The organism is Kitasatospora sp. NBC_01300 (assembly GCF_041435235.1).
Lineage (GTDB): Bacteria > Actinomycetota > Actinomycetes > Streptomycetales > Streptomycetaceae > Kitasatospora.
In genome coordinates, this window is sequence record NZ_CP108408.1 from 4,450,083 (window position 1) to 4,462,187 (window position 12,105).

Sequence of the window (12,105 nt, forward strand, 5' to 3'; positions counted from 1 at the left end):
CGGCCTCACCTGCCATGATTGCCCATGGTCGCCAGCTGCTCCACCCAGTGTGCGCGCTCGTCGGTGAACTCGGTCATCTCCGAAGAGAGTTGGACCAGCATCTGGAGCGAGGACCGTTGCGCGGCGAGCCGTTGCCGGTCGCCGGGCGGAAGGGTGGCGCGCAGTTGTGCGGCCTCGCGCAGTGCGCGGTACGCCTCGTCGTCCCGTCCGGCCCGGACGAGGCCGATCGCGTGCCGGTGCAACGCCTCCGGGAGCCTGGCCAGGTAGCGGCCTGGCTGCTGGTCGGCGAGCTCGCGCAGCAGCGCGAGCGCCCGGTAGCCGGCCGCCACCGCCTCGACGGGCCGGCTGGCCAGTTGCCCGCACCGGGCGAGGAGTTGGAGGCAGGTCAGCAGGGTGTCGTCCTGCCGGGCCCCCGGTTCGGCCTCCTCGCACAGCTCGACGCCGTGCGCGGCCGCGTCGAGGGCCGCGCTCACCTGGCCGTCCTCCATCCGCACCAGGGCCAGGGTGCTCAGCGCCGTCGCGGTGTCCAGGAGGTACGTCTGGCGCAGGGTGTCGTCCTCGTCCGCCCCGGCGAGGAGTTCCTCGTAGCGGGCGACGGCCGACCTGGCGTGTTCGAGCGCGGGTTCGGTCCGGTGGGCGCGGTGCAGCAGGAGGCTCACGTTGTGGAGCGCCCTCGCGTACTCGGGGAGGTGGCGTCCGGTCTGCCGGACGAGGTCCCGGCTGAGAAAGTGTTGGGTAATCGGGTGATCACTCGTTCTTGAGGTCGTCGGCGAGGCGGCGGGCTGCTTCGGTCTCGATGGGGCCGCGTGGTTCGACCTCCTCGCCGGCGAGGCGGGCGGCCATGAGCCGGATCATGGCGACCTTGATCATTGCTTCGGCGTGCGCGGTCTTGCGCTCGTAGTCCCGTGCCAACCGTCTGCACCGTCCCAGCCAGGAGAATGTCCGCTCGACCACCCACCTGCGGGGCAGCACCTGGAAGCCTTTCACATCCGCGTTGCGCGGCACCGCGACGATCTCCAGGTTCTCGCGTTCCGCCGCCCAGCCGACCAGGCCCGCATCGACGATGTTGACGTAGCCGCCGTCGACCCAGACGAGCCCGACCTGTGGGAACAGTTCCCGGATGCCGGAGAGGACGAGCTTCGCGCCCGCCCGGTCCTGCACCGAGGCCGAGTGCACCACCGCCCGCAGGACCAGCCCGCAGGTGTCCACGAGCAGGTGCCGCTTGCGGCCCCGCACGCGCTTTCCCGCGTCGTAGCCGATCGCCTCGCCGCCCTGGTGGCTGCGGGCCGACTGCGAGTCCAGCACCGCCGCCGAGGGCTGCGGATCCCGCCCGTCCGCCACCCGGACCCGCTCGCGCAGTGTCTCGTGGACCCGGTTCCACGTGCCGTCGGCCGTCCAGGCGCGGAACCACCGGTAGGCCACGTCCCACGGCGCGAGATCGTGCGGCACCAGGCGCCACGCACATCCGCTGACCAGCACGTACAACACGGTGTCCACGACCAGCCTGCGCGGGAACTTCAACGGCCGCCCTCCCCGACGCGGATCCCGCTCGGGCAGCAGAGGCTCGATCACCAGCCACTGGGCATCCGTCAACGACGAGTCGTAGGAAGGCTTGCACGCGCAGACACACATGGCGGTGATCGTCGCGGATGCCTCGACCGCGACGATCACCGCCAGTGCATCACGCCACGAAGTTGATCAATTACCCAACACTTTCTGAGGCGGACGGCCTGCTGGGCGGCGGTCAGCGCCGAGTCGCCGGGCCGGACGCCGTCCGAGGGGAGGACGCGAGGAGTGAGTCCGTCCGAGGCGAGTACGCCTGGGGCCGGTCCGTCGGCGGCCGGCCCGTCCGGGGCGGTTTCGTCGAGCCGGAGGCTGTAGCTGATGAGGCGGCGCAGCCTGCGCAGCTGGTCCTCCTCGCCGAATTCGGGGTCCGGCTGGTCCAGCAGGCGCTTCAGGACCAGCGCCGCCACCGGCGACAGGCTGGAGGGGTAGCCGGGCAGCCGGCTCTCGACGGCGGCGAGGACGTCCGGTTCGCACGCCCGCACGGCGGGCAGCATGAGGGCCGCCAGCGGTTCGGCGTGCGGCAGTACGGCGCCGTTGGCGGCCAGGGCCGGCAGGAGCGCGTCGGGCCGCTCGGCGATGCTCCGGGCCAGTGCGGCGTCCAGGGCCGGGTGGGCGGGGTGGTCCACGACCCGCCCCACCCCGGTGCAGCCGCGGGCGCGGGCGAGGATCTCCACGGTCTCGGTGGCCGCCGCGATCCGCTGCTGCGGCGAGGCGGGGTGCGGCGGGTCCAGCAGGGCGAGCAGGTACTCCTCGGAGCGTCCCGAGCTCTCCGGCGTGCTCAGCACCCGGCGGACCAGGATCTCGCCGATCCGGCTCGGGCCGACGGGGGCGACCAGGCCGTCCTCGGCCGGGTAGAGCATGCGCAGGAGGGCGTTGACGACGTTCATGTTGAGGGGCGGCTGGTGGGGGAACGCCTCGGCCCGGACCCGTTCCAGCAGGGCGATCAGCCGGTCCGAGCGCCGCCCGGGGGCGAGGACCGGGACGAGGAGGAGCCCTTCCGCCAGGAGCCGGCCGGCCTCGCCGGCCAGGGCCGGCTCCGCGGGCAGCCACGCCGTGAGCTGCGCGTGCCAGACCCGGACCTCGTGGTCGCAGAGCCGTTCCAGCGGATCGCCGTGCCCGGACCAGCTGCTTCCCCGGGCGAGGGTGAGGACGGCGTCCAGCGCGAGTGCCAGCACGCCGAGCAGCGAGTCCTCCCGCCCGGCGCGCGACGGAAGGCTCCTCGGTACGGGCAGGCGGTCGTGGCCGAGTCGTCGGGCGAAGACCTCGAAGGCCGAGACGACCAGCGCGGCGGACGAGGCGTCCCCGGCGGAAGCAGCGGAAGCAGCGGAAGGGACGGAGGGGATCGTCCTGGGGAGCTCCACGACGCTGGCGTCGGCCAGCGCCCAGTCGTCGACGCCGCTCTGCAGCGCCCGCCAGAAGGGCTCGGCCGTGCGGGCGAGCAGCAGCAGGCGCAGCCGGGGCTGCTCGGGTCCGAACCGCGAGACGTGGTCCACCAGGGCGCGGATGTCCTCCAGCCGGGCCTGGGCATAGTCGAAGACGGCGAGGACCGCCAGACCGTCGTCGAGGGCGGTGGTCAGCTCGTCCAGCCACCCCGCTCCCGCGAGGCTGCTGCGCTGCACGAAGCCCGCGAGCCAGCCGTCCTCGGCCATCAGCCGGCACAGTTCGGCGGCGAGCCTGGTCTTGCCGGAGCCGCCCGGCGCGTGGAGCAGGCGCAGCAGCAGCGGGGTCCCGTCGGCGCACCAGGCCCGCAGTTCGGCGAGTTCCGGGCGGTCCACGAAGGGCATCGCGCCCTGCGTCAGCAGCTGGGCGGGGGTCGGCCGGGGTGTCTGGCGGGGGCGGTGGTGCCCGTACGCCCCGAAGAGCCGGACCTGGCGCCCGGCCCGGTCCATCGCCAGGTCGTACCAGGCCGTGCCGGGCCGGTGGCCGAGTCCGTTGCGCCGGGCCAGTTCGGGGAAGCAGGCCCGCACCGCGTCGACGGGGACCATCCAGCCGCCCAGGACGGCCGTCTCGTCGCGGGAGGTCTTGAGCACTCCGCACACCCGCCCGGTGGCGGGGTCGAGCACGAGGCTGCCGCTGAACCCCTGGACGACCTGGTCGCTCCTGAGCCGGACGAAGTGGCCCGCTTCGCCGGAGCGGCCGACGACGGAGAGGTACAGGGTGTCCCGGTGGATGCCGGCGTCCAGGGTCGCGTCGCTGAATCCGTGGACGATCACGTCCGAGCCGCCGGGGGGCACCTGGTCGGCGAGCCAGACGCCCGCGGTGTCCAGCGGTTCGGGGAGCCGGAGCACCGCGAGGTCCGGGTACGCGTAGATGCCGCCGTCCGGGTCCTGCCGCGGTTCCCGGGCGACCACCTCGGCGCGGAGCGTGCGCCCGTGCACCGTCACCGCCGGGTGCGGGTCGGAGCGGACGACGTGGGCGCAGGTCAGCACGGTGTCGGGGGCGACCAGGAAGCCGGTGCCGGAGCTCTCCGCGGTCTCGATCAACACCGCTTGTTCCGTGGCGAGTCGGCTGACGGCCTCCCGGCGCCGCCGGGTCTCGTTGTCGGGGATCACGCGGGGTCCCTTCGATCGGGGGTGCCAGGGTGTCGTGCCCGGCCGTCGGAATCCGGTGACGGAGGTGTGCCGGGACGTAGTTGACGCAGGGTCCAGCCGTGGGCGCCGGGGGTCAAGGGGGCGGTGTGGGCGGTGAGGAGTTCGGCGGCGCGGCGGTACGAGAGGCGGGCGCGGCCGGTGTGGGGGCAGCGGTCGGGGGCGGGGGTGCCGGCGGGGGCGCGGCGGTCGGTGAGGAAGAGCGGGCCGGCGGTGCGGCCGGCGACGAGGAGGGGGAGCAGCCGGGCGGTGCCGCTCCGCCAGTGGACGGGGGTGCGGCCGGGCCGGTGGAGGGTGCGGTGCCGGGGCAGGTCGAGGTGGTCGGTGTCGAGGGCGAGGACGGTGTCGATGGCGGCGCCGGACTCGTGGAGCAGGTGCCAGAGCGACTGTTCGCGCAGGGGCGCGCGGAGGGCGAAGAGGGCGCGCAGGTCGTCGGGGGTCAGGGGAGTGGCGGTCGGTCCGGGCCGCGGGGCGGGGTGCAGGTCGGTGGTGGGGTCGTCGTCGAGCCAGCGCTGGGCCCGCCACCAGGCCACGGCGGCGCGCAGGGTGGAGAGTTCGCGGTTGAGCGTGCGCGGGTCGGTGTCGGCGCGGCGGCGGTCGGCGGCGGTGCGCAGGCGGCGGGCGGCGTCCGGGTGGTCGAGCAGGGCGAGCGGGAGGACGGGCGGCCGGGCGCGCCGTCGTTCGGGGCCGGTGGGGGCGGGGCGGTCGGCGAGGGCCCAGGCCCAGGTGTTCAGGGCGATCCGGTAGATCCGCCGGGAGCCTTCGGCGAGCCCGGAGGCGGCCAGGTAGCGCTCGACGGCGACGGCGTACTCGACCGGGGGGAGCTCTGCCATGGCGGGGCCTCTTCCGCAGTAAATCGTCTCGGTCCGGACTCCTCAAGGCTATCCATGGAGCGCAGTAAATCGCAGGTGAACGGCCATATTTGAGGCCGTTTACTGCGGCAGTCGGCAGAGCGCGAAATATTGATGCCAAAAGACTCAACTTTTCCCCGGGAAACCCTTGAACGCCGTTCCCGTCCGGAGGCAGACTGCCGCCCATGGCAGTGGATGTGGAACGGATCCCGGGTCGCCGCCGGCGGCTGGGAGACCGGCTCGCCGTGCTGGGCGAGCGCGATTTCGCGTGGTTCTTCGTCGGTTACTCGACCTCCCTCCTCGGCTCCTCGATGGCGCCGGTGGCGGTGGCCTTCGCGGTGCTCGACGGCGGTGGTGGCGGAACCGACCTGGGGTGGGTGATGGCGGCCCGGATCCTGCCGGTGGTGCTGGTGCTGCTGGCCGGCGGGGTGATCGCGGACCGGTTCGGCAGCCGCCGGGTGATGCTGGGCTCGGACGTCCTGCGCGGGCTCGTCCAGGCGGTGTTCGCCGCGCTGCTGACGGCCGGGCGGGCGCCGGTCTGGGCGATGGTCGCGCTGGTGGCGGTGTGGGGGATCGGGGAGGGGCTGTTCCTGCCGGCCCTCGGGGCGATCGTGCCCGGCCTGGTGCGCCGGAAGGAGCTCCTGGCCGACGCGAACACCCTGCTGGGGCTGGCCCGTTCGGTGGCCACGGTGGCCGGGCCCGCGACGGCCGGCCTGGTGACGGCGACGCAGGGCCCGGCGGTGGTCCTGCTGGCCGACGCGGTGACGTACGGCGTCGGCGCGTTCGCCCTGGCCAGGCTCCGGCTGCCCGACCGGGCGGCGGACGCGGCCGGAGGCGAGCAGTCGATGCTCGCCGAACTGCGGGACGGCTGGTCGGAGTTCGCCTCCCGGCCGTGGTTCTGGATCACCACCGTCCAGATGGGCCTGTTCAACCTGCTGGTCTGGGCGCCGTTCCTGGTGCTCGGCCCGCTCACCGCGCAGCGGGACCTCGGCGGCGCCCGGGCCTGGGGCCTGGTGATGGGGGTGTACGGCGTCGGCGCGGTGCTGGGCGGGCTGGTGATGCTCGGGCGCCGGCCCGAGCGGCCGCTCGCGGTGGCCACCGTGGCCACGCTGGCCTGGGCGCTGCCCTCCGCCGCGCTCGCGGCCGGTGCGCCGCTGCCGTGGGTGGTGGCCGGCGCGCTGGTGGCGGGGGGCGGCTCGGCGGTCAGCGGGACGCTGCTCAGCACGACGATGCAGAGCTGGGTGCCGCCGGAGGTGCTCGGCCGGGTCAACTCCTTCGGGGCGCTCGGCGCGTTCGTGCTGGGGCCGCTCGGGCTGGCGGCGGCCGGGCCGGCGGCGGACCGGATCGGCGTGGCCAAGGTGCTGCTGCTCGGTGCGGTCTGGCAACTCGTGGCCGGTACGGTGGTGTTGGCGGTGCCGGCGGTCCGGAACCGCCGCTGGGAGGGGAACCGGCACGGCGAGGACGGGCGCCCGGGCGAGGACGGGCGTCACGGCGACCAGGAGGGCGCGCCCTGACCCGCGCTGGTCCGACCTTCCCGTGATCCGCCGACCACCCGCCCCCGAACGGCTCCGGGGCGCACCCCCGGCCCCGGTGCGGCCCACCGCGCCCGGCCGGCTCCGGAGCGCGACCAGGTCCGGCCGTCGCACCCCCGCCGCCCGCGGCGGGCGCCGCGGCCGGACCGGTCGTACGGTGGAGGGAGTGGGGGTGGACGGAGGAGGTTTGACCATGCCCGGTTCGCTCACCATCAGCCACCACGAGTCTGCGGCCACCTTGGACCGCACGGACGCCGAGCGGCTCGCCACCGTACTGGCGGAGCTGGCGTACCTGCTGGAGATCCCGGGGCCGAACCGGATCAACGACGCGCAGCTCACCCTGCTGTGCGAGGGCCGGGCGCCGGACCGCGCCGAGCTGTCGCACTGGTCCCGGGCGCTCGCGGCCGAGCTGAAGGGGCGGCGCTGACGGCCCCGCTGCCCGCGCCGCAGCCGACGGTTCCGGTGCCCGCCGACGCCGGAGGCACGCCGCCCCGCCCGCCGTACGATGGCGTGCGGGGCGGGCGGACGTCGTGCGCCCCGCGGGCGCCGGGGTGGCCGGCGGCCGGTCCGGCGGAGGGTGGGGGCCCGAGCGTGCCGCAGTCCTGGTCGATGTCCTGGCTGACCGTGGAGACGCCGCTGCCCAGCGGCCCGATGCACATCGCCGTGACGCCGCTGGGCGTGGCGGCGGCCGGGTACGGCGGGCGGGAGGGCGAACTGCCGCCGTGCACCGACGCGTCGAAGACCGCCGCCGTCCGGGACCGGATCGGCGCCTATCTGGCGGGCCGCAGCCGTGAGTTGGGCCTGCCGATCGACTGGAGCCTGAGCTCCGGCCCGCACCGCACCGTGCTGCGCACGCTCTGGCAGGAGGTGCCGTACGGCCGGACCATCACCTACGGCGAACTGGCGGCCCTCAGCGGGGTGTTCGAGGACGTGGCCGAGCCCGGCCTGGCGGCGCGGACGGTCGGCCAGATGATGGCCGCCAATCCCGTCGCCCTGCTGGTGCCCTGCCACCGGGTGGTGGCGGCGGACGGGATCGGCGGCTTCGGCGGCGGCCGGGTGGGGATCGACGTGAAGCGCTGGCTGCTCACCCTGGAGGGCGTGCTGGAGCCGACGCTCGACTGGAACGGCCCGCTGTAGCACCGGGGTTGCCGTCGGCGCGGCCGCACCGAGATCCGCGAGCCGTGAGCCCCGCACGAGCCGCCCGCCGTCGCGTCCGGGCTACCGCTGCCGGACGAGGGAGACCGGGGCGGGCGCCCGGCGCTGCTGCACCGGCTGGATGCCGGAGACCAGCGTGTACTCGACGCCGTGCACGTCCGGATCCACCCCGGTGGGCTCCGGCCGTTCGCCGAGCGCCAGCCGGACGGCGTCCCAGGGCAGGTTGAGGCCGCACAGTCGCAGCTGGTGGAGCCCGGCGGCGGGCCGGGTGTTGACGTCGATCACCACCGGTCGCCCGGCCAGTTCGCGGAACTGGATGTTGGACAGGTACGCCATCCGGCTCGCCCCGACCAGGCGCCGGACCGGCTCCAGGTACCGCGGATCGGTGGTGAAGCCGCGGCGGCGGCCCGCCTTGGTGCGGCCGACCACGGTGAGCGGGTGGCCGTCCCGGTCGGCGAGGCAGTCCACCGAGACCTCCGGCCCGTCCAGGTAGGGCATCACCAGCAGGTCGACGGGCTCGTCCCGCTCGCCCCCCGGGCCCGGTCGGGCGGACAGGGCGGCGGCCACCTGCTCGACCTGGACCCGGTGGTCCCAGCCGTGCAGCCGCCGCGGCCCGTACGGCTCCCGGGTGAGCACCCGGAAGCCCGCGCCGCCCGCGCCGGTGGTGGGTTTGAGGCAGGCGGTGTGCCCGGCGGCCTCGATCCGGTCGACGGCGTCGAGCAGTTCGTCGGCGGTGCGCACCCGCCACCAGGGCGGGGTGGGCAGTCCGGCGGCGGCGATCGCCCGGTAGCCGTCGGCCTTGCTGGTGTAGGTGGCGACGGCGGTGGCCGGCGGGCAGAGCAGGGTGGTGCCGATCGCCTCGAACTCCGGCCGGGCGAGGGCGATGGCGAGCTGGTGCAGTTGCGGGAGGAAGACGGTTATGGAGTGCCGGGCGCAGTAGTCGAGCGCGTAGCCGACGTAGGCGTCGGCGGGCAGGTCGGCGGGTTCCAGGGCGCCGTGGTCGGCGGCGGCGAGCACCGGGGAGTCGGGGTCGGCGTGGGTCGCGTGGACCGCCACCGGGCGAGGGGCGGTGCGGAGTTGTTCGATGAAGAAGACGTTCTCGGCGTAGGTGCGGTTGAGCCAGACACGGACGGGGGCTGTCAAGACTGCCTCCCAGGGCATGGGGTGACGAAGGGTCAGGGCTCGTGGTCGGCCGTGCTCGTCAACTGGCCTGGCGGCCCTGTGAGGTGGCACCTTAGCGGCCGGCTCCCCGGGCCCGGACGGGAGGGGCGCCGGGTGCGCGGGCGTCAAGGGGTGGCGACGGAAGGGGTGTCGATGGGGGAAGATGGGAGGCGGTATTCCCGATAAGTTCGAATAATCAGTCGAACAGATATCGATCGGGTGATCCAGTCGTACTATTTGTTCGGTTATCCCGAACCACTCGAACGAGTGATTGCGGCATGCACCCGAATGGGCCCACCATGAAGCTGCAACATGAATGCGCAAGGCGACACTTCATCGGGCATGCGAAGGGCTCCCCCTATGTCGACCGAAACCAATGCCGGTGTTCCCGCGCCCAGCGCGCAACCGGAGATCCGGCAGCAGCAGAGTCTGAGCACGGCGGGTGCGCGGAACCTCGCCACGACCACCAAGTCCGCGCCGCAGATGCAGGGCATCAGCCCGCGCTGGCTGCTCAGGACGCTGCCCTGGGTGCAGGTGTCCGGCGGTACCTACCGGGTCAACCGCCGTCTGCGCTACTCGGTCGGCCGCGGTCGGGTGAGCTTCGTCAAGACCGGCTCCGAGGTGCGGATCGTCCCGCCGACGCTGGCCGAGGTGCCGGTGCTGCACGGCTTCCAGGACGAGGCCGTCCTGACGGAGCTGGCCGGGCGCTTCGTCCAGCGGGAGTTCGCCGCCGGCGACGTACTGGTCTCCGCCGGTTCGACGATCAACGAGGTCTTCCTCATCGCGCACGGCAAGCTCGAACGGCTCGGCACCGGCAAGTACGGCGAGGAGACGGTGGTCGGCACCCTCGCCGACGGCGACCACCTCGGCGACGAGGCCCTCCAGCAGGAGGACGGCGCCTGGCCGTACACCGTCCGGGCCGCCACCTCCGGCACCGTGATGGCACTCTCCTGGCCCGCCTTCCAGGAGCTCCACGACCGCTCCGAGGCCCTGCAACTGCAGGTCATCGAGTACCTGAACGGCTTCCAGCAGGCGCAGAACAAGCACGGCGAGGCCGCGATCGACCTCTCCGCCGGCCACCAGGGCGAGTACGAGCTGCCCGGCGCCTTCGTGGACTACGAGCTCAAGCCCCGCGAGTACGAGCTGAGCGTCGCGCAGACCATCCTCAAGGTGCACTCCCGCGTCGCCGACCTCTACAACCAGCCGATGAACCAGACCGAGCACCAGCTCCGGCTGACCATCGAGGCGCTGCGCGAGCGCCAGGAGCACGAGCTCGTCAACAACCCCGAGTTCGGCCTGCTGGAGAACGCCGCGTACGACCAGCGGATCCAGACCCACTCCGGCCCGCCCACCCCGGACGACATGGACGAGCTGCTCAGCCGCCGCCGCGGCACCAAGATGTTCCTCGCCCACCCCAAGGCCATCGCCGCCTTCGGCCGCGAGTGCAACAAGCGCGGCCTCGTCCCCGGCACGGTCGAGGTCGAGGGCAAGCACGTCACGGCCTGGCGCGGGGTGCCGGTCTTCCCGTGCAACAAGATCCCGATCAGCGGCGGACACACCAGCTCGATCATGGCGCTGCGCGTCGGCGAGGACAACCAGGGCGTCGTCGGCCTGCACCAGACCGGAATTCCGGACGAGTACCAGCCGAGCCTTTCGGTGCGGTTCATGGGAATCGACGACAAGGCCGTCATTTCCTACCTGGTCAGCGCCTATTACTCCGCCGCGATTCTCGTCCCGGACGCGGTCGGCGTCCTGGAGAACGTGGACGTCGCGCAGCGCTAGGCGCTGTCCGGGGCGCGGCTCCGCCATTCCGGCCGGGCGCGCGATATCCGGGCACGCGCCCAGGCCCGGGGCCGGGCACCGACCGACCGGAGCCGTTCGGAATTTCCACGCCGCCCGGCCGGGGGACCCACACCCCGGCCGGGCGGCGCGCCGCGGCACGTCCGGAAAGCGGGCCGGCCGCCGACTGGCCCGACTGCCGACTGGCCCGGCCGCCGGTCGATCCGGCCACCGACCGGGTCGGCCGACCCACGACCGGCACCTCACACCAGGCCGCCTCACCGCAGGCCGACAGGGGGAGAAACCCATGACGAGCTCCACACTGGAGCGGGACCACAAAGAGGGGAACGAGGCGGCGGACGTCCTCGCCCGGGCCCGCAACCTGGTCGACCCGGTCCTGCGGGCCGCCGTCGACTCACTGCCCGGCGCGATGCGCAAGGTCGCCGGCTACCACTTCGGCTGGTGGGAGGCGGACGGCTCGCCCGTCGAGGCCCCCTCCGGCAAGGCGATCCGGCCCGCCATGGTCCTCGCCGCCGCCCAGGCGCTCGGCGGCACGACCGCCGAGGCCACCGCCGCGGCCGCCGCCGTCGAGCTGGTGCACAACTTCACGCTGCTCCACGACGACGTCATCGACCGGGACGAGACACGCCGCCACCGGCCCACCGCCTGGCGGGTGTTCGGCACCACCGAGGCCATCCTGGCCGGGGACGCCATGCACTCGCTGGCACTGCGCCTGCTCGCCGAGGACGCCCACCCGGCCGCCCGCGGTTCGGTCCGCCGGCTCACCGACTGCGTGGTCGAGCTGTGCGAGGGCCAGCAGATCGACTGCGCCTTCGAGCAGCGCAGCGACGTCTCGCTCGCCGAGTGCCTGGCGATGGCGGAGGCCAAGACCGGCGCCCTGCTCGGCGCCGCCTGCGCGATGGGCGCCCTGTACGGCGGCGGGTCGGAGGAGGCCGCGCAGGCGATGGACGGCTTCGGCCGGGAGATCGGCCTGGCGTTCCAGCTGATCGACGACCTGATCGGCATCTGGGGCGATCCGGCGGTGACCGGCAAGCCGGTGGGCGCGGACCTGGTCGCCCGGAAGAAGTCGCTGCCGGTGGTCGCGGCGCTGGGCTCCGGCACCCCCGAGGGGGCCCGGCTAGCCGGGCTGTACGCCCTCGAACGCCAGCTCAGCCCCGAGGAGTTGGCGCAGTGCGCGGCGTCCGTCGAAGGCGCCGGCGGCCGCGGCTGGGCGCAGGGCGAGTCCTGCGAGCGGATGGCGGCGGCGATGGCGCAGCTGGCCACGGCCGTCCCGGAGCCGTCGGCGGCCGACGAACTGCTGGTGCTGGCCGAACTGGTCACCCGCCGCAGCCACTGACCGGGCTGGTCAGACTGGCCGGTCCGACCGGACTCGGCTGACCGGGTTCGTCGGAAGCGGGAAGTCGGCCGGCCCGACTTCCCGCTCCGGGCCCGGCGCCTCAGCGTCGGTAGCCG

10 protein-coding genes are annotated in these 12,105 nt (G+C 74.1%); 5 read left to right on the top strand and 5 right to left on the bottom strand.

What is annotated here, in order from left to right; genetic code table 11:
• Window positions 1-5: 5 nt before the first annotated feature.
• From OG556_RS19770 to OG556_RS19785, 4 genes are all read right to left on the bottom strand, one after another.
• Window positions 6-659 carry a hypothetical protein gene (locus OG556_RS19770; RefSeq protein ID WP_371518261.1) on the bottom strand — a complete coding sequence of 218 codons (654 nt, stop codon included), beginning with the start codon at window positions 657-659 and terminating at the stop codon, window positions 6-8.
• Window positions 660-747: 88 nt separating this feature from the next.
• On the bottom strand, window positions 748-1,632 hold the full coding sequence (locus OG556_RS19775; protein WP_331722408.1) for an IS5 family transposase: 885 nt from the start codon (window positions 1,630-1,632) through the stop codon (window positions 748-750).
• Window positions 1,633-1,667: 35 nt separating this feature from the next.
• Window positions 1,668-4,118, bottom strand: a complete 2,451-nt coding sequence (locus OG556_RS19780; RefSeq protein WP_371518263.1) for a trypsin-like peptidase domain-containing protein — start codon at window positions 4,116-4,118, stop codon at window positions 1,668-1,670.
• A complete protein-coding gene (locus OG556_RS19785) occupies window positions 4,115-4,987 on the bottom strand; it encodes a hypothetical protein (RefSeq protein WP_371518265.1) in 873 nt (290 codons plus the stop codon). The genes OG556_RS19780 and OG556_RS19785 overlap by 4 nt, the downstream gene beginning before the upstream one ends.
• Before the next feature lie 203 nt (window positions 4,988-5,190).
• Between OG556_RS19785 and OG556_RS19790 the strand changes: the two genes are divergently transcribed.
• From OG556_RS19790 to OG556_RS19800, 3 genes are all read left to right on the top strand, one after another.
• On the top strand, window positions 5,191-6,519 hold the full coding sequence (locus OG556_RS19790; RefSeq protein ID WP_371518267.1) for an MFS transporter: 1,329 nt from the start codon (window positions 5,191-5,193) through the stop codon (window positions 6,517-6,519).
• 211 nt (window positions 6,520-6,730) lie between these two features.
• Complete coding sequence (locus OG556_RS19795) at window positions 6,731-6,964, top strand: hypothetical protein (protein WP_063348809.1); 234 nt, start codon at window positions 6,731-6,733, stop codon at window positions 6,962-6,964.
• 164 nt (window positions 6,965-7,128) lie between these two features.
• Window positions 7,129-7,674, top strand: a complete 546-nt coding sequence (locus tag OG556_RS19800; protein ID WP_363582181.1) for a methylated-DNA--[protein]-cysteine S-methyltransferase — start codon at window positions 7,129-7,131, stop codon at window positions 7,672-7,674.
• Between the two features lie 81 nt (window positions 7,675-7,755).
• Here OG556_RS19800 and OG556_RS19805 read toward each other — a convergent pair whose 3' ends face one another.
• Window positions 7,756-8,835 carry an ATP-grasp domain-containing protein gene (locus tag OG556_RS19805; protein WP_371518269.1) on the bottom strand — a complete coding sequence of 360 codons (1,080 nt, stop codon included), beginning with the start codon at window positions 8,833-8,835 and terminating at the stop codon, window positions 7,756-7,758.
• 378 nt (window positions 8,836-9,213) lie between these two features.
• Here OG556_RS19805 and OG556_RS19810 point away from each other — a divergent pair, with 378 nt between their 5' ends.
• Window positions 9,214-10,635 carry a family 2B encapsulin nanocompartment shell protein gene (locus OG556_RS19810; RefSeq protein WP_371518270.1) on the top strand — a complete coding sequence of 474 codons (1,422 nt, stop codon included), beginning with the start codon at window positions 9,214-9,216 and terminating at the stop codon, window positions 10,633-10,635.
• Window positions 10,636-10,939: 304 nt separating this feature from the next.
• A complete protein-coding gene (locus OG556_RS19815; protein WP_371518271.1) occupies window positions 10,940-11,989 on the top strand; it encodes a family 2 encapsulin nanocompartment cargo protein polyprenyl transferase in 1,050 nt (349 codons plus the stop codon).
• Window positions 11,990-12,105 lie beyond the last annotated feature (116 nt).